Origin of the sequence: Erythrobacter sp. (assembly GCA_019739335.1) — a bacterium.
GTDB lineage: Bacteria > Pseudomonadota > Alphaproteobacteria > Sphingomonadales > Sphingomonadaceae > Alteraurantiacibacter.
In genome coordinates this window covers 424569-448471 of record CP073261.1, presented here as the reverse complement: position 1 = coordinate 448471, position 23903 = coordinate 424569, and the positions used below count along the sequence as shown (strand labels likewise).

The window sequence follows — 23903 nt, the reverse complement described above, 5'->3', positions numbered from 1 at the left end:
CGCGCACCCCCATGCTGTATTTCTTCGCCCAGATGTTTGAGTTCGAAGGCCTGCTGAACCTGATCCGGTATCAGACCTTCCGCGCCGGTGCTGCGATGATGACCGCGCTGCTGATCGGGCTGGTGATCGGGCCGCGCTTCATCAATATGCTGCGCGTGCGGCAGGGCAAGGGCCAACCGATCCGCAGCGACGGCCCGCAGAGCCACCAGGCCAAGGTCGGCACGCCGACGATGGGCGGGCTGATGATCCTGACTTCGCTCACCATTTCGATGCTGTTGTGGATGGATCTTGCCAGCCCGTTCGTCTGGGCCTGCCTCGCCGTCACCGTCGGTTTCGGGCTGATCGGCTTCCTCGACGATTACGACAAGGTGACCAAGCGCAGCCACAAGGGCGTCTCGGCGAAGGTGCGGCTGCTGGCCGAATTCGTTGTGGCAGGGGTGGCGAGCTGGCTGATCGTCAGCGAAATCAATACCAATCTGTACGTGCCGTTCGTGTTCAATGAATATGTGCCGCTGGGCTGGTTCTATTACGTGTTTGCCGCCTTCGTGATCGTTGGCGCGGGCAATGCGGTGAACCTGACCGACGGGCTGGACGGGCTGGCGACCATGCCGGTGGTGATCGCCGCAGGGGCGTTCCTGCTGATCTGCTACCTGGTGGGGCGCGCCGACTTTTCCGAATATCTGGGCATTCCGCACGTGCCGGGCGCGGGCGAACTGGCGATCATGTGCGCGGCCATCATGGGCGCCGGGCTCGCCTTCCTGTGGTTCAACGCGCCGCCAGCAGCGGTGTTCATGGGCGATACCGGTTCGCTGGCGCTCGGCGGCGGACTGGGCGCGATCGCAGTGGCCAGCCATCACGAGATCGTGCTCGGCATCGTTGGCGGGCTGTTCGTGCTCGAAGCCGTCAGCGTCATCATCCAGGTGTTCTGGTTCAAGCGGACCGGGCGGCGGGTGTTCCGCATGGCCCCGATCCACCACCATTTCGAACAGCTCGGCTGGAAGGAAAGCACCGTGGTGATCCGCTTCTGGATCATCGCCATCGTCCTTGCCGTGATCGGCCTTTCGACGCTGAAGCTGCGGTGATGCAGGTTCGCCGGTCCTCACTGATTCCCCGCGCAGGCGGGGATCTCGTGCCTCCAGGCGCGGAGACCCCCGCCTTCGCGGGGGCTCGGATGGGGCGGAAATGATCACTTCGCGCGCCTTTGCCGGGAGACGCTACTGCGTGATGGGGCTGGCGCGCTCGGGCATGGCGGCGGTCGAGAGCCTGCTGGCGAGCGGGGCGCAGGTGACCGCGTGGGACCGGCGCGAGGAACCGCGCGAGGAGCTGGCGGGCAGGGTGACGCTGGGCGATCCGATGGAAATCGACCTGTCGGGGTTCGAGGCGATCGTGGTTTCCCCCGGCGTGCCGCTCAACACCCACCCGCTGGTGCCCCGCGCGCGGGCGGCAGGGGTGCCGATCATCGGCGATATCGAACTGTTCGCGCAGGCCCGTGCGGACCTGCCAAGGCACAAGGTCGTCGGCATCACCGGCACCAACGGCAAGAGCACCACCACCGCGCTGGTGACGCATATCCTGATGCAGGCGGGCGTGCCTGCACTGATGGGCGGCAACATCGGCCTGCCGATCCTGGCGCAGGAGCCTCTTCCCGAAGGCGGGGTCTATGTGCTGGAGCTGTCGAGCTACCAGATCGACCTGACGTTCACGCTCGATTGCGATGTGGCGGTGTTGTTGAATGTGACGCCGGATCATCTGGATCGGTATGACTATAGTTTTGAGGCCTATTCCGCGTCAAAGCGGCGACTCCACGCGATGCAGTCGCCAACGAATGCGTGGGCGGAATGTTTGGGAGCCGAGGGCAACTGGCCGACCTCGCTAGCAGATGCACCGGCGCTCCAAGGGCCTCACAATGCGCAAAACGCAGCAGCCGCGCTGTTTATCGCACACGCCTTGAAGGTCGAACGCTCAGAGGCCGTATCTGCACTTGCAACCTACCCCGGCCTCCCGCACCGGATGGAGCGGGTCGCCACCAGCAAGGGCGTGCTGTTCATCAACGATTCCAAGGCCACCAACCCCGCTTCCACCGCTCCCGCGCTCGCTGCCTGGCCGCCGCAGACGGACGGGCGCAAGCGGCTGCACTGGATTTGCGGCGGCTTGCCCAAGGAAGACAATCTCGACGATTGCGCCCCGCACTACGGCAATGTCGCCTGTGCCTACACCATCGGTGAAGCTGGCCCGCTGTTTGCCGACCTGCTCGAACCGCACATGCCGGTCGAACGCTGCGAGCTGCTGCCCGAAGCGGTGCGCCGCGCGGTGGAGAACGCGCGCGAAGGCGACGTGGTGATGCTCAGCCCCGCCTGCGCCAGCTTCGACCAGTTCCGCGACTACGAAGTGCGCGGCGATACCTTCCGCGAACTGGTGGCCGAACTGGGCTGCGGCGGCGATCGCGCCTGCTGCGGACTTGCCGAGCGGGAAGGCGACGAAGCATGAGCAACGGCGGCGGCATCTACATCCCGCGCCCGGGCGAGCGTGACTCCGCACCGCGTGGCCCGCGCGCCAACCGCGACTGGAAGCGCGACCTGCGCGTCTGGTGGCGCGAGGTCGATCGCTGGCTGCTGCTGTTCGTCGTCCTGCTGATGCTGGTCGGCACGCTGGCCGTCGCCGCCGCCTCGCCCGCCAGCGCGCGCCGCCTGTCCACCACTACCGAGACCCTGCCGGACCTGTACTTCTTCTGGTCGCACATCCGCCTGCAATTGCTCGGCCTCGCCGTGATGGTCGGCACCTCGATGCTGCCCGTCAACCTGCTGCGGCGCGGCTCGATCCTGCTGGCTGGCGCGATGCTGTTTGCGATGGTGCTGGTGCCGTTTGTGGGCAGCGAGATCAACGGCGCGCGCCGCTGGCTCAATCTCGGCATGTCCTTGCAGCCCAGCGAATTCATGAAGCCCGCCTTCGCGATGAGCATGGCGTGGATCCTGAGCTGGAAGCTGCGCGATCCGCGCTTGCCGGTAATCGGCGCGACCGGAGCCATCGTCGGGCTGATCGTGCTGCTGATGATGGCCCAGCCTGACCTTGGCGGGGCGATCCTGTTCATCGGCGCGTGGTTCGTGATGGTGCTGCTGGCGGGCCTGCCCCTGCAACGCATCGGGATGCTGACCGGGATCGGCTTTGCCGGGATGCTCGCCGCCTACCTGTTCTACGACAATGCCCGCAACCGCATCGACGATTTCCTCGGCGGGCCGACCGCCTACGATCATGTCGATCTCGCCAGCCGCACCTTGCAGGGCGGCGGGTGGACCGGGAGCGGCTTCTGGCTCGGCCAGCACAAGCTGCGCCTGCCCGAAGCGCATACCGATTACATCTTCTCGGTGATCGGCGAGGAACTCGGCCTGCTGGTCTGCGGCGTAGTGGTGCTGCTCTATCTCGCCATCGTGCTGCGGGTGCTGATCCGTATGGTGGAGGAGGACCGGCTGTACATCATCCTCGCCGCCAGCGGCCTTACCGCGCTGTTCGGCGGGCAGGCCTTCATCAACATCCTCGTCAATCTCCAGCTCTTCCCCAGCAAGGGGATGACGCTGCCGCTGGTGAGCTACGGCGGATCGTCCACGCTGGCGATCTGCCTCACCGTCGGGCTGCTGCTGGCGGTGACGCGGCGCAACCCCTATCTCGATCGCGAGCCGTTCGATATTCGCGCCTCGTTCGAGAAGGAAGAATCGCTATGACCGCATCCTCGCGCCATTTCGTGCTGGCCGCCGGGGGCACCGGAGGGCACCTCACGCCCGCGTTTGCGCTGGCGCAGGAACTGGAACGGCGCGGGCATCACGTGGCGCTGATCACCGATGAGCGTGGCGCCGCGATCCCCGGCAAGCCCGATTTCCTCACCGCCCACGTGCTGCCCGCCGGACGCTTCGGCAAGAACCCGCTGCGCTGGTTCGCCGCCATTTCCGCCGTGCTCAAGGGCCGCTCCATGGCCAAGCGGCTGTACGAGACGTTCCAGCCGAGTGCTGTGATCGGCTTCGGCGGCTATCCCGCTTTGCCTGCGCTGCTGGGCGCGAAGTCGGCGGGGATTGCCACCGTGATCCACGAACAGAACGCGGTGCTGGGCCGGGTAAACCGCCTGCTGGCGGGCGGCGTGAACGCGATTGCCACTGCCTATCCCGATGTCGAACGGCTGAAGCCCGCCCATCTCGAAAAGACCCACCTCGTCGGCAATCCGGTGCGTCACGCGGTGCTGGCCCTGCGCGATGAACCCTTTCCCGCCTTCACCGAGGACGGGCTGTTCCGCGTGCTGGTGACCGGCGGCAGTCAGGGCGCGCGGGTGCTTTCCGAAGTGGTGCCCGATGGCCTGTCGATGCTCTCGCCCGCGCTGCGCAGCCGCTTGCAGGTGACGCAGCAGTGCCGCCCGGAGGATATGGAAGCGGTGCGTTCTCGCTATGCCAACCACGATATTCCCGCCGAGCTGGCGACCTATTTCGAGGATATGGCGGCCACGCTCGCCGACGCGCACCTGTTCATTGGCCGCGCAGGCGCTTCGACGATTGCCGAACTGACCGCCGTGGGCCGACCGGCGATCCTCGTGCCACTGCCCATCGCCACCGACGATCACCAGGCCGCGAATACCCGCGAAATGGTCAAGGCGGGCGGGGCGCGCTCGATCCGCCAGTCGCGCTTCGAGGCCAAGGAACTGGCCAAGCAGATCAACGCCATGGCGCAACGCCCGGAATCGCTGGCGACTGCTGCGCATGCGGCGTGGAACTGCGGACGACCCAAGGCGGCGAGCGATCTGGCCGACCTAGTTGAAAGCTTCGGCGGGGCGGACATGATGGATGTGATCCGCGTCGGCGAAAACAATGCGCGTGGGGCGTCGCAGGAAGCCGCCGCCGAGGGCGCGGCGCGGGATGCAGCGCAATGAAGGGCGTCGGCACCGATATCGGCACGATCCATTTCGTCGGGATCGGCGGGATCGGCATGTCGGGCATTGCCGAAGTGATGCACAATCTGGGATATCGCGTTCAGGGCAGCGATATTGCCGAAAGCGCGCGGATCGAGGCTCTGCGGGCGAGCGGGATCAAGGTGAGCATCGGTCACGATGCGGCGAACCTTGGTGATGCCGCCGTGGTGGTCACCTCCACCGCCGTGCGCCGCACCAATCCCGAAGTCGCCGCCGCGCTCGACAATCGCATTCCGGTGGTGCGCCGCGCGGAAATGCTCGCCGAACTGATGCGTCTGAAGCGGACCGTGGCGGTGGCGGGCACGCACGGGAAGACGACCACTACCAGCATGATCGCCGCGCTTCTCGATGCAGGCGGGGTGGACCCTACCGTGATCAACGGCGGGATCATCGAAAGCTACGGTTCCAACGCACGGCTTGGCGCGAGCGACTGGATGGTGGTGGAAGCCGACGAGAGCGACGGCAGCTTCCTGCGATTGGACGGCACCATTGCCGTGGTCACCAATATCGATCCCGAACATCTCGATCACTACGGCAGCTTCGACAAGGTGAAGGACGCCTTCCTCGAATTCATCGAGAACGTGCCCTTCTATGGCGCGGCGGTGCTGTGCCTCGATCATGACGAAGTGCGCAATGTCATCGCCAAGGTGCGCGACCGGCGGGTGATTACCTACGGCTTTTCTCCCCATGCCGATGTGCGCGCCGAGAACGTCGTCGCTTCCGGCGGCGTCTCCCGCTTCGACGCGGTGCAGACCGACCGTGACGGCACCGAGACGCGGATCGACGGGATCGAATTGCCGATGCCGGGTCGGCACAATGTCCAGAACGCCTGCGCGGCGATTGCCGTGGCGCTGGAAATGGGCTGCGGCGCGGAAACGATCCGCTCCGGCTTTGCCCGCTTCGGCGGGGTGCGGCGGCGGTTCACCCATGTGGGCACGATCACGACTTTTGGTGCCCCCGATGTGCGGGTGATCGACGATTACGCGCACCATCCGGTGGAAATCCGCGCGGTGCTTTCCGCCGCACGCGAGGCGGCGAGCGGGCGGGTGATCGCGGTGGCGCAGCCGCATCGTTTCACGCGCCTGCGCGACCTGCTGGCCGATTTCCAGGGCGCATTCTCGGACGCCGACCTCGTCTATGCCGCGTCGGTCTATACCGCGGGGGAAGAGCCCATCGCCGGGGTGGACGAGCACGCGCTGGTCGCCGGGCTGAAGGCGCGCGGCCATCGTCACGCAGAGACCGTTACCGGCGCTGCCGATCTGGCCGAGAAGCTGAGCAGCGTGCTGGTCCCCGGCGACATGGTGGTGTGCCTCGGCGCGGGCGACATTACCAAGTGGGCAGCGGGGCTTGCTGGCGAAGTCGAACGCCTGCGCGCAGGGACTGCGGCATGATCCAGCCCGACGAACAGATGCGCGCCCAGCCGGCTCCCGGATCGGACCACGAGGCGACCGCCGGCGGCCATGTGCCGAGGGGCGTCCGCGGCGACCTGACGGGCAATGCTCCGCTGGCGAAGCTGGTGTGGTTCAAGAGCGGCGGGTCTGCGGACTGGCTGTTCGAACCTGCCGATCTCGAAGACCTGACCTCTTTCCTCTCCCGCCTAGAACCCGAAACCCCGGTGATGGCGCTGGGGCTCGGCTCCAATCTCATCATCCGCGATGGCGGGGTGCCCGGCGTGGTGGTGCGGCTGGGCAAGGCGTTTTCGAGTGTCGAAGTGAAGCGCGATCAAGTGATCGAATGCGGCGGCGGTGCTCCGGGCATTCTCGTGGCCTCGGCGGCACGCGATGCCGGGATTGCCGGGCTGGAATTCCTCCGCGGCATTCCCGGCACAGTGGGCGGCTTCGTGCGCATGAACGGCGGTGCCTACGGGCGCGAGGTGGCCGACATTCTGGTCGATTGCGACGTGGTCATGGCCGATGGGAACTGCGTGAACATTCCGGTGTCCGATCTCAACTATTCGTACCGCCATTCGCGCCTGCCCGATGGCGCGATCGTCGTCGCCGCACGGTTCAAGGGCGTTCCGGGCGATCCCAAGGTAATCGGCGCGGAAATGGACCGGATCGCCGCCGAACGCGAGAATTCGCAGCCTTTGCGGACCAAGACCGGCGGATCGACTTTCAAAAACCCTGAAGGGAAGAAGGCGTGGCAGCTGGTCGAAGAAGCAGGCTGTCGAGGACTGTCACTGGGCGGAGCGCAGGTGAGCGAGAAGCATTGCAATTTCCTGATCAACACCGGCGAGGCGAGCAGCGCCGATATCGAACTGCTGGGCGAAGAAGTGCGCCGCCGCGTGTCGGATGCGACCGGCGTGGCACTCGAATGGGAAATCAAGCGGGTGGGTAGGCCGTGATGGATCGCTTGCACATCCTCGTCCTGATGGGCGGCTGGGCGAATGAACGCCCGGTCTCGCTAATGAGCGGCAAAGGCGTCGCCGATGCGCTCGAAAGCCTTGGCCACCGCGTCACCCGGCTCGACATGGAGCGGGACGTTGCCGCGCGGATTGCCGAGGCGGCGCCTGACGTGGTGTTCAACGCGCTGCACGGGGTGCCGGGGGAAGACGGCACGGTGCAGGGGATGCTCGACCTGATGGGGATTCCCTATACCCATTCGGGCCTCGCCACCTCGGTGGTCGCGATCGACAAGGAACTGACCAAGCAGGCGCTCGTCCCTCACGGCGTGCCGATGCCCGGCGGGCGGGTGGTGCGTTCGGAAGAGCTGTACACCGGCGATCCCATCGCGCGGCCCTATGTGCTGAAGCCGGTCAACGAAGGCAGCAGCGTCGGCGTTGCCATCGTCACGGACGGAAGCAATTGCGGCAACCCGATTGCCCGCGATGCCAGGGGGCCTTGGCAGCAGTTCGAAAGCCTGCTTGCCGAGCCATACATCCGCGGGCGCGAACTGACCGCGGCGGTGATCGACACGGCGGAGGGCACGCGGGCACTGGGGGTCACCGAACTGATCGTCGCCAGCGGCTTCTACGATTTCGAGAACAAGTATACCGACGGCAAGACCCAGCACATCTTCCCCGCGCAGATCCCCGAGAACATCGCCGCCCTCTGCCGCGAATATGCCGTCCGCGCCCACCGGGTGCTCGGTTGCCACGGCACCAGCCGCACCGATTTCCGCTGGGATGACGAACGCGGGGAGGAGGGGCTGTTCGTGCTTGAAACCAACACTCAGCCAGGAATGACCCCGCTCAGCCTTGTTCCCGAACAAGCGCGCCATTGCGGGATCGAATATCCGCAGCTGTGCGAAATGATCGTCGAAGAGGCGCTCCGGCGTTTTGGGCGCCGCTTCGGGAAACTCGGCTGATGGCGCGCACCGTCACCCGCAAGACCCCCGGCGTCCGGCGGCAAGCCCGCGCGCAGGGCACCAGTCGCCGCGTGCGGCAGGCGCGCAGCACCGGCAGTTCGTGGCTGTGGCGCGCGTTGGCCCTGCTGCCGTTCACCGAAAGCCAGCTGCACAAGGCGTTCATGGTGCTGATCCTGGGCAGCGGCGTGGCGCTGGCGCTGTTCATCGCCAATGTCTCCGGCGCGAGTGCAGTTATTTCCGACCGCGTCGCGCACATCGCCTCCAACGCCGGATACCGTGTGGCCAATGTGCAGGTAACCGGCACCGAGCGGATGAACGAAATGGCTGTCTATGAACGCGCGCTCGGCCAGCAGGATCTGGCGATGACGCGGGTGGATATGCAGGCCCTGCGGGCAGAACTGATGGAACTGCCGTGGGTGCAGGACGCGCGTGTGTCGCGCCAGCTGCCCGCCACGCTGATCGTCGACATCATCGAGCGCCAGCCGCATGCCGTGCTCGCCCGGCCCGACCGGCTGATGCTGATCGATCCCACCGGGGTCGAACTCGAACCCATCGCCCGCAATGCGGCGGAGGACTACCTGCTGATCGAAGGCCCCGGCGCGCAGGACCGGGTGGAAGACCTGACCGCGCTGCTCGACGCTGCGCCCGCGCTGCAATCGCAGGTGACGGGTGCCGAATGGGTGGGGAACCGGCGCTGGAATCTCACCTTCGCCACCGGCCAGCGGCTTGCCTTGCCCGAAGGCGAGGAAAAATCGGCCGCCGCACTGATCAGCTTTGCGCAGGCCGATGGCGTGCACCGGCTGATCGGCGGGCAGGCCGCCAGCTTCGATATGCGCAATGCGCCGCGCATGTACATGAGCGTGCCGGGCCGGGCCGAGGCAGAAGAACTGGCAATGGGGGAGGACAGCTGATGGCTATGCCGCAGCATCAACGCATCGCGCGTGTATTTGGCGCGGTGAATATCGGCTCGTTCCGGGTCTCTGCGATCATTGCCGCGATTACCGAGAACGGCGAAATGCAGGTGCTCGGCAGCGGCCACCGCGCCAGTCAGGGCATTTCGCGCGGCTACGTGGTGGACATGGCCGCCGCTACCCATGCTGCGCGCGACGCGCTTGACCGGGCCGAGAAGCTGGCCGGGACCAATGTCGAAAGCGTATGGATCGGCTGTTCGGGTGCGGGGCTGGCGAGCGAGATACGCCCGGTTGAAATCGGCATCGGCGGCCGCCGGATCGAGGAAGAGGATATCGAGACGCTGCTGGTGGCAGCGCGCGATACCATCCAACCCGACGGACGCTCTGTGCTCCACGCGCAACCCGCCTGCTATTTCCTCGATGGCGCGCACGGCGTGGCCAATCCCAAGGGGCTGCACGCCGAACGGCTGGGCGTGGATATCCACGTGATGCTGGCGGACGGCGCGCCGATCCGCAATGTCACCGAAGCGGTGCAGAACGCGCATTTCGATGTCGAGGGCGTGGTCGCCTCGCCGCTCGCCACCGGCTACGCCTGCCTGACCGCCGAAGAGCGCGATCTGGGCGTGGCGATGGTGGAATTCGGCGGCGAAGTGACCAATGTCGCGGTCTATGCGGCCGGGCGGCTGGTGGGGCTGACGGCGATCCCGCGCGGATCGGGCGATATTACAGACGCCATCGCATCGGCCTTCTCGATTCGCCGTTTCCAGGCCGAACGGCTGAAATGCGTCAACGGTTCGGCAATGGCGAGCAAGTCCGATCACCGCGAGATGATTTCGGTCACCGCGCCGGGCGAGGAAGGGCGCGGCCCGGTCGCGCGCGGGGCGGACGATCGTAATCAGGTGCCGCGCGCCGAACTGATCACCGTCATCACCGGCGAACTCGATCTGATGATGCGCGATATCGGGCGGGCGCTGGAGAACATGGGCTTTGCCGGTGGCCAGCCCGGATCGCGCGCGCGGCAGGTGGTCATTACCGGCGGCGGGGCGGAGCTGGCCGGGCTCGCGGACTATGCCCAGAGTACGCTGGGTGTGCCAGTCCGGATCGGCAAGCCACTGGCGCTGAAGGGCCTGCCCGAAGCGCATACCACCCCCGGTTTCGCCACGCTCGCGGGGTTGGTGCTCTACGCGGCAGCGGATCCGATCGACATCCGCTCGGTCGGATCGCGCTTCACCCGCACCACATCCTACGGGCCGGTCGATACGCTGTTGCGCGTATGGGGTGCGATGAAGGAATATTTCTAGCTGTGGATACTATACGGCCAACCATTAACCCTGTGATTCGCTTTGTGGCATGGTCTTGTCCAATTGCATTCCAGCCTCTCCTTGGGGAAACGACACAATGAGCATCAATATCGGCCCGCCTTCGGTGGAGGAACTTCGTCCGCGCATCACCGTGATCGGTGTGGGCGGGGCGGGCGGCAACGCCATTTCCAACATGATCGATGCGGAAATCGAAGGTGTCGACTTCATCGTCGCCAATACCGACGCGCAGGCGCTCAACACGTCATCGGCGGAACACCGCATTCAGCTCGGCCCGGATATTACCCAGGGACTGGGCGCCGGATCGCGGCCCGAAGTCGGGCGCGCGGCGGCGGAAGAGACTACCGAGGAAATCGAGCGTGCGCTGGAAGGCGTGAACATGGTCTTCATCGCGGCGGGCATGGGCGGCGGCACCGGAACCGGTGCGGCTCCGGTGATCGCCAAGGTGGCGCGGGACAAAGGCATCCTCACGGTCGGCGTGGTCACCAAGCCGTTCCTGTTCGAAGGCACCCGGCGGATGCGCGCTGCCGAAAACGGCATCGACGAACTGCAGAAGAACGTCGACACGCTCATCGTCATCCCGAACCAGAACCTGTTCCTGGTGGCCAAGGCCGATACCACGTTCAAGGAAGCCTTCATGCTCGCCGACGAGGTGCTGCAACAGGGCGTCCGCTCGATCACCGATCTGATGGTGATGCCGGGCCTCATCAATCTCGACTTTGCCGACGTGCGTTCGGTGATGGGAGAAATGGGCAAGGCGATGATGGGCACCGGCGAGGGCGAGGGCGACAATCGCGCGCTCGAAGCCGCCGAACGCGCCATCGCCAACCCGTTGCTCGACGGGGTGTCGATGCAGGGCGCGCGCGGCGTGATCATCTCGATCATCGGCGGCGAGGACATGAAGCTGCTCGAAGTGGACGAAGCGGCGAACCACATCCGCGAGCTGGTGGACCCGGAAGCCAACATTATCTGGGGCAGCGCCTTCAATCCCGATCTCGATGGCAAGATCCGCGTTTCGGTAGTCGCTACCGGCATCGACCAGAGCGCCGAATATCCCGAATCCGCCTCGCGTACGCTCGATCTGTCGGCCTCGCGCGGGCCGTCGCGCCCGGTGATGCCGATCCCGGCGGCCATTCCTGCGGCGGATCCCGTCGAAGAGGAGGACACTCTCGATCTCGGCGCGATGGAAGAGAGCGCGGACGATTCCACTTCCGTTACGGAAGCCAGCGAGAGCGGGACGCATTCGAAGCCAATGCCCGATGCGGCGGACGACTCCGCTTTCGGCACGGATGCCGATGATGGCTACGGCGCGGATGAAGGCGAGGAAGACGACGATCTTGCCTTCACCCTGACTGCGCCGATGGAAGACAGTGCCGATCAGCCAACCACGACCGAAGAGGGTGACGCTGACGACGAACTGCTTCTCGATGCGAACCGATTGGTGGAAGCCGACGAAGCGGTTCAGCCGGGAATGGGCGGGAGGCGCGCGCGGATGCTGGGCGCGGCGGCGGCTTCACAGGGCGAAAGTGGCGGTGAAGCTTCGGCCAGCGCTGAACCCGCGCCGCCTGCTCCGGCACCAGCAGCTCCGCCTTCGGGCGGAGGCAGTACACTGTTCGAACGCATGGCCAACCTCTCGCGACAGGGTAAGGGCGACGAAGGCGACGACGATGATGACGGGGACGACGATGGCGGCTCCATGCGGATTCCGCGCTTCCTTGGTCGGCAGAACAACCAGTAGTCGCCACGTCCTGTCGATTTCGGGTGGAATCCGTTCTCGCCCGGTTCAGTGAATTCGCTATAGGGCGCGGCATATGAATTGTTCGCGCCCTATTGCTTGTCTCCTTGTTTCCTCCGCGCTTGTGGCTTTGGCCAGTGCTCCTCTGCCCGCAGTCGCGCAGGAAGTGGTGCAGTCTGTGCCCGGTCCCGAGAACGAAGCACTCAGCGATGCCTTGCGGCGGCTGTCGCGCAATCCGGACAGTGTCAGCGCACTGATCGATGCGGGGTATGCCTCGCTTGCACTCAACGATATTCAGGCTGCTCTCGGCTTCTTTAGCCGCGCCCAGGCACAGCGCCCGGAAGACGAGGCAGTCCTCACCGGCTTGGCGCTGGTGGCGGTTCGCCGGGGTGAAGGCGCGATTGCGGTCCAACTGTTCGACAACGCCAGTGCTGCCGGTGCTTCACTCTCGCGCTACGCCGGCGAACGAGGACTGGCCTATGATCTGGTGGGCAACAATGCCCGTGCCCAGCGCCTCTACCGTCAGGCCCTCTCGCGCGAGGAGAGCGACGAGGTTATCCGGCGATTGGCGCTTTCCTATGCCATGTCGGGCGACGGGCCGGCGTCCGAAGCAACACTGCTGCCCTTGCTGCAACGGCAGGATCGCAGTGCCTATCGCAGCCGCGCTTTTGCGCTCGCCATCCTGGGCCAGGATGACGAGGCCGTGACGATTGCCGAAACCATGCTGCCGCCGCGCCTCTCCGGGCGGCTGGCGCCCTACCTGCGCTACATGCCGCGCCTGACGCGCGCGCAGCAGGCGGCCGCAGCCAATCTCGGGCGTTTCCCGCCTGCCGCAGATATCGGGCGTGATTCGGCTCAGGTGATGGCGATGGGCGACGATGTGCAGGAGCCCGCCTCACCGTCCGGGAATGCCGGCACCGATCGTTTGACTCCGAGCGGCGAGCCATTGGGTCCGCCGGTTTCCACCGAGGTCGTGCAGGCTACGCCGCCTGCGGTCCCCGCAAGCGGTGGGGAACTGCCCGCGCTGGTAGCAGCCACGCAGGTTCCTCCGCCGCCTGCCCGTCCGCCCGAACCGGTGCTTGCCGCCGCGCTCGCCGGAGAAGCGGTAGCGCCGCCCGCAGTACAGTCCGAAGCGACGGCCGAACCTGTCGTCGTTGCCGCTCTGGATGAGGTGGTCCCCGGACCCGCGGCGACAGCAGAGGCCAGGCCCTCCTTCTCGATCTCGAATTCGCCCGAACCCGTCGAAGAGCCTCTCGATCTCGCCGAAGCCTTCGCCGAGTTCACTTTGCCCGGCGATGGCCTGCCGGTGGCTCCGGCAGCAGGCGCGGTGGATATCACTGCCATCACCCCCGCCCGCGAAGCTCCGCCTCCTCCGCCAGCACCGCCGCCGCCGCCCGCGCATCCCAGTCGCCATTGGGTGCAGGTAGCAACCGGACAGGATGTTGCCGCCTTCCGATTCGACTGGCGGCGGATAGGTCGCAGCGCCGACGGTTTGCTGGATGGCCGCGAGGCCTACACCGCGCGCTGGAACCAGGCGAATCGACTGCTGACCGGTCCGTTCGAGTCGGCGCGCGCGGCGGATCAGTTTGTCACCCAGTTGGGCGCAGTCGGCGTCGATGCCTTCCGCTTCACCAGCACTGCTGGCGAGGAAGTGCGCGCGATCGATTGAACCGATTGTGCGTCCGCTTGAGGCAGTTTCACGCGGTCTCGGTGCAGTTTTGCACACCTTGTAAACAGCCCAGATGAGTTTTGCCCGATCGTTTGAGCCGTGCCGATTGCACCTATTATGCTTGCCGACGCATTAAGCCCGGCATGACCAGCACAGCCCTCTCCGCCCGATGATTGCCGACCGCGCAACGATGGAATCGTCAGAAGATGCCGCTCCGGTGGAAATGCTCACTGCGCTGTTCGAAGCGCATGGGTGGGAATGCGAGCAAGTTTCGGAAGACGAGGTTTCAGTCGAGATTCCGGGGAGTTGGACCACTTACCAGCTCCGGGCGATCTGGCGGCGTGAGGACCACGTGCTGCAATTGCTCTGCCTGCCGGAGATTCGGGTGGGAGAGGAAAAACGCAGAGTCGCCTACGAGTTGCTGGCGCTGATCAACGAACAGCTCTGGCTCGGCCATTTCGACATCTGGTCGCAGGGAGGCATGCTGCTTTATCGACACGGCCTTATGCTCGGCGACGAAGGGCTGCTAAGCCTCGACATGGCGCAACTCGCCATAGACACTGCCGTAGCCGAATGCGATCGCTTCTATCCTGCCTTCCAGTTCGTGCTGTGGGGCGACAAGGGCCCCCGAGAGGCACTTGACGCGGCACTGGTGGATGCCGCCGGAGAGGCGTAAGCACAGCGCGATGGGGTACGAATCGATACTGATTGTTGGTTGCGGCAACATGGCCGGGGCGATGTTGGAAGGCTGGCTTGCGGGAGGTCTTCCCAAGTCCGTCTTCACCGTGGTCACTCCAACGCGGGAGAGCGTACCCGGCGATGTCGAACTGTTGCGCGAACTGCCCGAAGGCCGGCATTTCGATGCTGTGGTATTAGGCTTCAAGCCACATATGCTGGTCGCAATTGCGCCTACCCTGCAAGGGGTTGCGGGCGACGGGACCGATGTTTTCTCGGTGCTCGCCGGAGTGCAACTGGAAACCCTTCGTGAATGCTTTCCGACAGCCGGAGGACTCGTGCGGGTGATGCCCAATCTGGCCTGCGCGCTCGGCAAATCGCCGGTGGCGCTGGTGGCGGAGGAGCGCGACGATGCGCGTCGTGAGGCACTGCTGGAATTGATGACCCCTCTCGGCACGCCTGCCTGGGTGAGCGAAGACAAGTTTGATCTGGTTACCGCGCTGGCGGGCAGCGGTCCGGCCTTTGTCTACCGCTTCATCGAAGCGCTGGGCGCAGCGGCGGTAAGGCTCGGCCTGCCGGAGGAACAGGCGCGCGAACTGGCGATTGCCATGACCGAGGGCGCGACAGCACTGGCAGCACGTTCGGAGCACTCTCCCGGGAGGCTTGCGGACATGGTCGCCAGCCCAGGCGGGGTGACGCGAAAGGGTCTGGATGTGCTGGATGAAGGCGAGGCGCTGACCCAGCTCATCACCAAGACCTTGCGCGCAGCGCGTGATCGCAGTGTGGAAATGGCCCGCGAGGCTCGCGATTGAGCCCTTTTCACGGTTAACGCGGAACCGCCTTGTTCGCCCCCGGTTTCTCTTGAAAATTGCGCAAATATGCCGATATTGCAGCTATTCCGATCCATATTGGTGTGATCGGCAAAAGGAGTTTTGAAAACATGGCAAATTGGAACGACGACCGTGTGACCCGCGCGGGTCTCGGGGTGTCGCCGAGCCAGACGGGTGATGTCGCTGGCCGTACGACCTTCGACGCCGGCCTGCGCAAGCACATGCTTTCGATTTACAACTACATGGCCTCGGCCGTTCTGCTTACTGGTGTTGTGGCAATGCTCACTGCCCGTTCGGGACTGGCGATCCAGTTCGCGCAGGGGCCGATGATGTGGCTGGTGGCGCTTTCGCCGCTGGCGATCGTCTTCGCGATGAGCTTTGGGCGGGACAAGTTCTCGACCGGCACCTTGCAGGCTCTGTTCTGGGGCTTTGCGGTGCTGATGGGGCTTTCGCTCTCGACCATCTTCCTGGTCTATACCGGCGGTTCGATCGCCGCGACCTTCTTCGCCACGGCTGGTGCCTTCGCGGGTCTAAGCCTGTTCGGTTACACCACGCAGAAAGATCTGTCGGGTTGGGGTAGCTTCCTGATCATGGGCGTAATCGGCCTGATCATCGCCAGCGTCATCAACATGTTCCTCCAGTCCGAGGCGTTGATGTGGGCCGTTAGCTTCATCGGTGTGCTGGTGTTTGCGGGCCTTACGGCCTACGATACCCAGCGGCTGAAGCAGGAATACCTGGCGATTTCGCAAATGAAGATGACCAATCCCGCGGTGGCTGCGGCCTATCCGATGGGCAAGATGGTGATCATGGGGGCTCTCAGCCTGTACCTTGATTTCATCAATATGTTCCTGTTCCTGCTGCGCTTTATGGGCGCCGCCCGCGAATAGGGCAGCTTCCCGCGACTCGATTGGTCGCGCATGGGATTCGCCTGAACGTGCCCGGGGTGCAAATCTGCACTCCGGGCATTTTCTTTGCGCAGCCAGCAGGCTAGTCAGGCCGTATACACGCACAGCGGGGAATACTCCCCGGCGAGAGGATTTGCGCGCTTTATGACCAACCCGCCGATTACCATCCGCAAAATTGCCGCCAGGGCCGTTGTGGCTGGCACCGCGCTGGCGCTGCTTGCCGCCTGTGTTACACCGCCACCGCCGCCCCCACCGCCGCCACCGCCTCCCCCGCCGCCAGCCCCGGTGGTAGAAGCGATCCCCTATCGCCCGCTGCCGCCTCCGCAGGCCGCCTATGCGATGGATATTCCGGCCAAGGATGCCTTTGGCGTGCGGCAAACGATCAATACCCTGCTGGGCGAAGACGAAGCTGTATGGCACTTCCGTGCCGGCTGGAACGTTGCCGCGCTGAACTGCACGCGCGACATCGATCAGCCGATCCTCGATGGCTACGCGCTCATGTTACGTCAGAACGCGAGCCTTCTGACGCGGATCAACAATGCGATCGACGCGAGCTACCGCTCGCAACATTCCGGCAATCGCCGCAATGCTCTGCTTGCACGCGAGACCTATACGACGGAACTTTACAACTACTTCGCCTCGCCACCCGCGCGCAGCAGTTTCTGCGCTACAGCGCTCGCGATCGCCAACGAGTATGTCAACAATCCGCCGGAGGATTTCCGGCTGTTCGCCACCACCGGGTTGCAACGCTACGAGGCCGCTTTCGAGCAGTTTTACACCGCCTATGAAGCCTATCAGGTCGCCTCGGCGGACTGGGATGCGCGGTATGGTTCGCGCTATGGCGCGTCGCAGCCCGGCTGGGTGGCGATCTATGGCAACCGGGCGCAGCAGATGGCGGCGGGAGTGGACACGACCGGACTGATGCCGAGCGATCCTGTCGTGGTGCCGGATCAGGATACCGGAGCAACCATCCCGATCATTCCTGTGGATCAGGAGACGTCAGGCACCCCGGTGGTGCAGCCGCTGCCGACCGGGTCCGATTAGGTCTGGCACTTCCCGGGGCAAGATTCCCCCTTCCATGCTGCCGCGTCTCTCGCTAAGAGCCGCGCCTTCATGGGATCGCGCCGGGCGCTGATGACTGTGAGTTAGGACACTGGAACGGGGCCGTAGCTCAGTTGGGAGAGCGCGTCGTTCGCAATGACGAGGTCAGCGGTTCGATCCCGCTCGGCTCCACCAGTGTTCCCCGTTCCGTCGAACACTGGTTGGTTTGCTTTTCGCTGGCGCCTCCGCGCCAGCGTCCTCCCGGCTGTTCCCTTCGCTGCGCTACGGGGCCGGTCCGGGCGGGCGGTCGCCCTTGCGATCGCGGTGCGACCGTTTGGAACTCAGCGGGTAGGGTTGTCACGGGCTGAAAGCCCGCAAGGCCGAACGTCCGCCCGCAGGTGCCCCGCAGCCGGAGCGAAGCCCCGGCGGAGGGAATAGCACCGAGGACGCTCGCCCGGACGGGCGAGCATGAAGCAAACGAACTTCGAGGACGCAACCGCGGAGGCGGGTGCATGAAACGAAAAAATACTCTAAGGCGCACCCATGCATTTCCTAGATCAAGCAAAAGTCTTCCTGAAGAGCGGCCCCGGCGGCCCCGGAGCGGTCAGCTTCCGGCGGGAAAAGTATGTCGAATACGGTGGGCCGGACGGCGGAAACGGGGGCAAGGGCGGAGACATCGTGATGGTCGCGGTGCCCGGCCTCAATACCCTGATCGACTTTCGCTACACCCAGCATTTCAAGGCCAAGCGCGGCGGCCACGGCATGGGTCGCGATCGCTATGGCGCCGGGTCCGAAGACCTGGTGATCGAAGTGCCAGTGGGCACGCAGGTCATTTCCGAAGACAAGGAAGAGGTGCTGTTCGACTTCACCCATGTCGGCCAGCGCGAGGTTATTCTCGAAGGCGGGATCGGCGGGCGCGGCAATGCCTCATACAAGACGTCCACCAACCGCGCGCCGCGCCAGCACCAGATCGGGATGCCGGGCGAGGAAATGTGGGTCTGGCTGCGGCTGAAGCTGCTCGCCGATGTCGGCCTCGTCGGCCTGCCCAATGCTGGCAAGTCCACTTTTATCAATGCTGTTTCCAACGCCGGGGCCAAGGTGGGGGACTATGCCTTCACCACGCTGGTCCCCAAGCTTGGGGTAGTGAACCACAAGGGCCGCGAATTCGTGCTGGCGGATATTCCCGGGCTGATCGAAGGCGCGGCGGACGGGGCGGGTATTGGCGACCGGTTCCTTGGCCATATCGAACGCTGTCGGGTGCTGCTGCATCTGGTCGATATCCAGGGCGAGGACCCCGTCGAAGCCATGCGGGTGGTCGAAGCCGAACTTGCAGCTTACGGCGAGGGGCTGGAAGACAAGCCGCGACTGGTGGCGCTGAACAAGATCGACTTGGCCGATGCCGAACTGGCTGCGGCTTTCAGCGAGGAGTTGAAGCAGGCTGGGGCAGAGGCCGTATACCCCGTCTCCGGTGCAACCGGGGCCGGCATTCCCGCACTGATGGACGCGGTGCTCGCCTTTCTGCCCGATCGCACGGTGACCGAACAACCCGGTACAATTCCGCAGGACGGCGATGTCGAAGCACCGGCCGAGGAAAAGCCGTGGTCGCCGCTGTGACCACGCGCCCGGCAGGACTGGCCGCGCGCAGGGCAATCCGCTAACCGGACCCGATCATGCCCATCCAGACCCTCCTCGACTTCCGCGATCCTGCTATCTGCAAGCGACTGGTGATAAAGATCGGCAGTGCGCTGCTGGTGGATAGCACCGGCAGGGTGCACGGCGAATGGCTGCGCAGCGTGGTCAACGATATCTGGACTGCGCGCGAACTGGGCATGGAAGTAGTCGTGGTCAGCTCCGGTTCGATAGCCATCGGCGCGAAAAAGCTGAACCTGACGCACGGCGGGCGGCGCACACTCTCCGAAGCACAGGCTGCGGCCTCGGTAGGACAGATCGATCTGGCATCGGCCTGGTCCAATTTGCTTGGCCAGCGTGGCCTGATCGCGGCGCAGATGCTGCTCACGCTGGACGACTTCGAAACCCGTCGGCGTTATCTCAATATTTCCGCCACCCTGCGTCGGCTGCTCAAGAGCGGCGTGGTGCCGGTGGTGAACGAGAATGACACCATTGCCACCGGCGAAATCCGCTTCGGTGATAATGACCGGCTGGCCGCGCGGGTGGCGCAGGCCTGCTCCGCCGATGGTGTTTTGCTGCTGACCGATGTCGATGGTCTGTATGATCGGCACCCCGATCACCCCGATGCGGAGCGGCTGGCGCAGGTGGACGGAGTGACACCGGAAATTCACGCAATGGCCGATTCGGGTTCCGGCTCCGGTCTGGGTTCAGGCGGGATGACTGCCAAATTGCTGGCAGCGGAAATCGCCGAGAGGGCCGGGATCGCTCTGGCAATCATCGATGGCCGACCGGAAATGCCGCTTGCCCGCGCAATGGCATCGCAGGCGGGCACCTTGTTCCTGCCCCAGCGCGATGAAAGCGGGCGGCGCGCATGGATCGGCGGACGGATGCGCTTCAACGGCGCTATAACAGTGGATGACGGCTGCGTGGCGGCGCTGCACGACGGCAAGAGCGTGCTGGCAGCGGGAATCACGCGGGCGGAAGGCGATTTTTCGCGCGCCGATATCATCGAGGTCAAGGATGTCACCGGACGGGTGATTGCCAAGGGACTGGTCGAATACGATGTCGATGATGTCGAGGCGATCATGGGCAAGCAGAGCGCCGAGCAGGAAGCAATTCTCGGCCATGCTCCCCGATCGGCGGTGATCCACCGCGATCATCTGGTCCTGATGTGAAGCTGGCGATTACCGGCGCCACCGGCTTCGTGGGGCAGGCAGTGCTCGACGAAGCAGCGCGGCGGGGCTTGCCGGTGCGGGCGCTGGCACGGCGCGCGCAGGAGGAGCGCGACGGTGTGGAATGGGTGGCTGGCGATCTTTCCGCCAACATTGCCTTACGTGAACTGTTGGACGGATGCGATGCCGTTTTGCACATCGCCGGGGTAGTCAGTGCGCCCGATTCAGCCGGATTCACGGCAGGCAATGTCACCGGAACCCAAAACGTGGTGGAGGCGGCGCGGCAAGCGGGGGTGTCGCGCTTCGTCCATGTCTCCAGTCTGGCCGCGCGCGAGCCGGGATTGTCCGTCTATGGCCATTCGAAGCGGCTGGCGGAAGAAGTGGTCCAAGTCAGCGGACTCGACTGGACAGTGATCCGTCCTCCTGCCGTTTACGGCCCGCGCGACACCGAGATTCTCGAACTGTTCAAGGCCGCGCGCTGGCATGTCGTGCCGATGCCACCGCCAGGACGCAGTTCGATCATTCATGTGAGCGATCTGGCGCGGCTGTTGCTCGATCTTGTGCAAGTCGACAGCGTATCGCAGCGAATTTTCGAGCCGGACGATGGACGCGCAGGCGGCTGGTCCCATCGCGAACTGGCGCAGTCCATCGGCAAGGCAATGGGCAAGCGCGTCTGGTCGCCCAACGTGCCGCGCAGCGTACTCGCAGGCGCAGCGCGCCTTGACAGGCTGCTTCGTGGCGGTCGCGCCAAGCTGACCCCCGACCGCGCACGGTATATGGCACATCCGGACTGGGTGAGCGATCCGGCCAAAGCAGTGCCCGGCGAAGCCTGGCAGGCGCAAATCGGCGGCGAACAAGGGCTTGCATCCACCGCAGAATGGTATCGCCGACACGGATGGTTGTAAGACCCAGAGGTAGTTGCATCAGGCTACTTGTTTTCACCAAAATTCGGCGTAAACCCATCGCCGGGATTTCCGGGCCTTTCCCGGAAGGCAGTGGGGAATTTTTTATGGCACGCAGAGCACTTCCGGTATCGCGCCGGTCGTTCGTCGCACTTGTAACGGGTGCAGCGGCAGCATCCATCGTCAGCGCACCGGCTCTGGCCCAGCGCACCGATAGCGATCCGAACGATCCAGCTGGTGGTGGGCGCGGCACCGGCCTGACCGACAACGACCCTACCGATGAAGCGGGCAACGGTCGCGGCAGTTCGGGACTCACTGACAGTGATTCGGGTTCCAATGCGGATTGCGCCGGTCGCGGTCGTGGCAGCGTGACGGGCGATACCGACAGCGATTCGGGCAACGGTGCCGACCAGGCTGGCAACGGCCGGACCGGGATTTCCGACTCCGATGTGAATGACGCAGCAGGCTACGGTCGCGGCCGGGGTTCGTGCCCCGCCTAATCGCGACAATACTGCGAGCACGACAAACGGGGGTCCGCGGCGGCCCCCGTTTCCGTTCCTGCCGTACATGAAGAGTTAAACTCTTCGAGCGCAACTTGGATTGTGCAGGGACGGTGTGCAAATGTAACGCACGTACTTGCACTTGTGTTTATAGAGGCTAGTCTGACGATATTGAGTCCGGGGGAGGGCCCCGTGCTTTGACAGGGGGTATTGATGGCAAAAAGGGCAAGACCCGTTTCGCGGCGTTCGTTCGTAGGGATCGTTACCGGCGCTGCGGCGGCTGTAATCGCTTCGCCGGCAGCGGCACAGCGAACGGATTCCGATCCGTATGATCCCGTCGGCGGCGGGCGCACTACCGGCATTACCGACAGCGACACCGGAGCTTATGCCGATGCGGCAGGTAATGGCCGCGGCGGAACCGGTATTACTGACGGCGATCCAAGCGACCCAGCGGGCAATGGCCGTGGCGGGCGCACCGGCCTGACCGATAGCGATTCCGGCGCTTACGCCGATCAGGCAGGCAATGGCCGGGGCAGCCGCACCGGCATTACCGACAGCGACACGGGTTCCTATGCCGACCAGGCCGGCAACGGTCGCGGAAGCCGCCGCACGGGCATTACTGACAGTGATAGCGGCGCCTATGCCGACCAGGCGGGCAACGGGCGAGGAACTTCGGGCATCACTGATAGCGACACTGGCAGCTATGCCGATCCTGCCGGGAATGGCCGCGGGCGCAGCACCACCGGGCTCACGGACAGCGACACGGGTGCCTATGCCGATCCGGCTGGAAACGGCCGCCGGGGTAACTGACCTCCGGCCTGACCGGGGTGTCCTGATTTTTACGAGCACAGCGGGGTCGGCATTGGCGGCCCCGTTTGCTTTCCAGCCTGTGCGAGGATGAATGCCTTCCATGACCACTGAAACGCCAGCCGTCACAGCGCTGGAAATGCTCGTCGCCCCGCTTTCGCCGGAGGAATTCTTCGCCGACTATTACGAGCGCAAGGTCTTTCGCAGTGAGTTGAAGCATCCCCAGACCGCGCAGCTGCTGAGCCTTGACCGGGTCGACGAGATCATTTCCGATAGCGAATTGCCCCGCGCCGCGCTCGGCATGGCGAAATCGGGCAGTCCGGTTCCGCCGGACGAATACACCTTCGCCAACGGTACGATCGATCGCGGGGCGGTGCTCGACAATTTCCGCGATGGCGCGACGATCATCCTGCCGCAGCTGCATTTTGCCGACGGCAAGCTGTTCAGTTTCTGCCTCGCGCTGGAGAAGGAATTCGGCGCCCGGGTGCAGACCAATGTCTATCTCACCCCGCCCGATGCCCACGGCTTCGGCGTCCATTATGACAATCACGACGTGTTCGTGATCCAGATTTCCGGCGCCAAACAATGGGAAATCTACGGCGATCGTGACGGCCTCCCTTTCCGCGGCGAGGGCTTCCGCAAGGGCGTGGACGAAACCGGAGAGCTCAAGGAGAGCTTCGTGCTCGAAGCCGGGCAGTGCCTCTACGTGCCGCGCGGCACTTCGCACCGCGCGCCCAATCACGGAGATGAGCCGAGCCTGCATATCACCGTGGGCATCCTGGTGCAGACCTGGGCCGAATTCATGCTGGAAGCCGTGGCCGAAGCGTCTTTGCGCATCCCCGAAATGCGGCACTCGCTGCCGCGTGGCATGTATTTCGACAGCGCGGAAGCTCAGACCGTACACGCCGCAACATTTCGGCGGCTGGTGGGCGAACTGGCCGACAAGGCGAGTTTCGAAGCGACCAACGCGGTGTTCTCCGGCAATTTCATTCGCACGCAGGGCTCCCGCGTTCGCGGCGCGCTGCTGGCGCTGGCGCAGGGCATCGGCATGGATGACCGACTCCGCGTGCGCGAGCACATCCTTTTCAGCTTCGAAGGCGACGAGGGAAAGCGCCAGATCGTGGTGGCGGGATCGAGCATTCCCTTGTCTGAAGAGCTGTTCAGGCAGTTGCGGGCCAAAGTCGCCAGCGGCAGCTTGGCCAAGAGCGAGTTCGCGGTCGAGGACACCGAGGAGTTGGGTGACGTGGTCGACTCGCTTGTTGCCTACGGTTTGCTGCTGGCCGCCTAGGGACAGCCGAGTTCGGCGCTGGACTATGGGGGCGCGGCAACGCAGATTGTCCGCAATCGACCTGAACCGACAGCGGGCGCAGACATGGCGACGATCAACCCGGAAATACCCTGAAAGTGCGGCAGCGCTGCGCGAGATTCCGGGCGGCAGTACCAATCCGAACCCGAAGAAGCAAACCAGCGAAATGACCGGCGGGATCAAGAACCCGCACAAGGGGGTGATCGCTGCAGGCACCACGATCCTGCGTTTTGGCATCGCTCCCACGGCCA

General features: G+C 64.8%; 21 protein-coding genes and 1 tRNA gene. All 22 read left to right on the top strand.

Annotated elements, in window-relative coordinates; genetic code table 11:
* The first annotated feature begins 11 nt into the window (after positions 1–11).
* The 22 genes from JY451_02215 (at position 12) to JY451_02110 (ending at position 23634) form a co-directional block, all read left to right on the top strand.
* Positions 12–1082: a phospho-N-acetylmuramoyl-pentapeptide-transferase gene (locus JY451_02215; protein QZH75454.1), complete on the top strand. Its 1071-nt coding sequence runs from the start codon at positions 12–14 to the stop codon at positions 1080–1082.
* A gap of 100 nt (positions 1083–1182) precedes the next feature.
* Positions 1183–2487: a UDP-N-acetylmuramoyl-L-alanine--D-glutamate ligase gene (locus tag JY451_02210; GenBank protein ID QZH75453.1), complete on the top strand. Its 1305-nt coding sequence runs from the start codon at positions 1183–1185 to the stop codon at positions 2485–2487.
* Entirely contained in the window at positions 2484–3716 is a 1233-nt protein-coding gene (locus JY451_02205; GenBank protein ID QZH75452.1) for an FtsW/RodA/SpoVE family cell cycle protein, read from the top strand. Before JY451_02210 ends, JY451_02205 begins: the two co-directional genes overlap by 4 nt.
* On the top strand, positions 3713–4906 hold the full coding sequence (murG, locus tag JY451_02200; GenBank protein QZH75451.1) for an undecaprenyldiphospho-muramoylpentapeptide beta-N-acetylglucosaminyltransferase: 1194 nt from the start codon (positions 3713–3715) through the stop codon (positions 4904–4906). Before JY451_02205 ends, murG begins: the two co-directional genes overlap by 4 nt.
* Positions 4903–6336 carry a UDP-N-acetylmuramate--L-alanine ligase gene (locus JY451_02195; GenBank protein ID QZH75450.1) on the top strand — a complete coding sequence of 478 codons (1434 nt, stop codon included), beginning with the start codon at positions 4903–4905 and terminating at the stop codon, positions 6334–6336. The genes murG and JY451_02195 overlap by 4 nt, the downstream gene beginning before the upstream one ends.
* A 17-nt stretch (positions 6337–6353) precedes the next feature.
* Entirely contained in the window at positions 6354–7289 is a 936-nt protein-coding gene (murB, locus tag JY451_02190) for a UDP-N-acetylmuramate dehydrogenase (GenBank protein QZH76510.1), read from the top strand.
* On the top strand, positions 7289–8251 hold the full coding sequence (locus tag JY451_02185) for a D-alanine--D-alanine ligase (protein QZH75449.1): 963 nt from the start codon (positions 7289–7291) through the stop codon (positions 8249–8251). The genes murB and JY451_02185 overlap by 1 nt, the downstream gene beginning before the upstream one ends.
* On the top strand, positions 8251–9162 hold the full coding sequence (locus JY451_02180) for an FtsQ-type POTRA domain-containing protein (protein ID QZH75448.1): 912 nt from the start codon (positions 8251–8253) through the stop codon (positions 9160–9162). The genes JY451_02185 and JY451_02180 overlap by 1 nt, the downstream gene beginning before the upstream one ends.
* On the top strand, positions 9162–10463 hold the full coding sequence (gene ftsA / locus JY451_02175; GenBank protein ID QZH75447.1) for a cell division protein FtsA: 1302 nt from the start codon (positions 9162–9164) through the stop codon (positions 10461–10463). The genes JY451_02180 and ftsA overlap by 1 nt, the downstream gene beginning before the upstream one ends.
* Before the next feature lie 97 nt (positions 10464–10560).
* A complete protein-coding gene (gene ftsZ / locus JY451_02170) occupies positions 10561–12219 on the top strand; it encodes a cell division protein FtsZ (GenBank protein ID QZH75446.1) in 1659 nt (552 codons plus the stop codon).
* Between the two features lie 127 nt (positions 12220–12346).
* Entirely contained in the window at positions 12347–13885 is a 1539-nt protein-coding gene (locus tag JY451_02165; protein ID QZH75445.1) for a tetratricopeptide repeat protein, read from the top strand.
* A gap of 169 nt (positions 13886–14054) precedes the next feature.
* Positions 14055–14561 carry a YbjN domain-containing protein gene (locus JY451_02160; GenBank protein QZH75444.1) on the top strand — a complete coding sequence of 169 codons (507 nt, stop codon included), beginning with the start codon at positions 14055–14057 and terminating at the stop codon, positions 14559–14561.
* A gap of 10 nt (positions 14562–14571) precedes the next feature.
* On the top strand, positions 14572–15372 hold the full coding sequence (locus JY451_02155; GenBank protein QZH75443.1) for a pyrroline-5-carboxylate reductase: 801 nt from the start codon (positions 14572–14574) through the stop codon (positions 15370–15372).
* A 128-nt stretch (positions 15373–15500) separates the two neighbouring features.
* Positions 15501–16277, top strand: a complete 777-nt coding sequence (locus JY451_02150) for a Bax inhibitor-1/YccA family protein (protein ID QZH75442.1) — start codon at positions 15501–15503, stop codon at positions 16275–16277.
* A gap of 162 nt (positions 16278–16439) precedes the next feature.
* Entirely contained in the window at positions 16440–17339 is a 900-nt protein-coding gene (locus JY451_02145; protein ID QZH75441.1) for a hypothetical protein, read from the top strand.
* 116 nt (positions 17340–17455) lie between these two features.
* Positions 17456–17531 (top strand) — tRNA-Ala (locus JY451_02140).
* Positions 17532–17879: 348 nt separating this feature from the next.
* Complete coding sequence (obgE, locus tag JY451_02135; GenBank protein ID QZH75440.1) at positions 17880–18950, top strand: GTPase ObgE; 1071 nt, start codon at positions 17880–17882, stop codon at positions 18948–18950.
* Between the two features lie 56 nt (positions 18951–19006).
* On the top strand, positions 19007–20140 hold the full coding sequence (locus JY451_02130) for a glutamate 5-kinase (GenBank protein QZH75439.1): 1134 nt from the start codon (positions 19007–19009) through the stop codon (positions 20138–20140).
* Positions 20137–21042, top strand: coding sequence for an NAD(P)H-binding protein (locus tag JY451_02125; protein ID QZH75438.1), 906 nt, complete (start codon positions 20137–20139; stop codon positions 21040–21042). The genes JY451_02130 and JY451_02125 overlap by 4 nt, the downstream gene beginning before the upstream one ends.
* A gap of 104 nt (positions 21043–21146) precedes the next feature.
* A complete protein-coding gene (locus JY451_02120) occupies positions 21147–21539 on the top strand; it encodes a hypothetical protein (GenBank protein ID QZH75437.1) in 393 nt (130 codons plus the stop codon).
* A gap of 213 nt (positions 21540–21752) precedes the next feature.
* Entirely contained in the window at positions 21753–22349 is a 597-nt protein-coding gene (locus tag JY451_02115; protein ID QZH75436.1) for a hypothetical protein, read from the top strand.
* 100 nt (positions 22350–22449) lie between these two features.
* On the top strand, positions 22450–23634 hold the full coding sequence (locus tag JY451_02110; GenBank protein ID QZH75435.1) for a hypothetical protein: 1185 nt from the start codon (positions 22450–22452) through the stop codon (positions 23632–23634).
* The last annotated feature ends 269 nt before the right edge of the window (positions 23635–23903 follow it).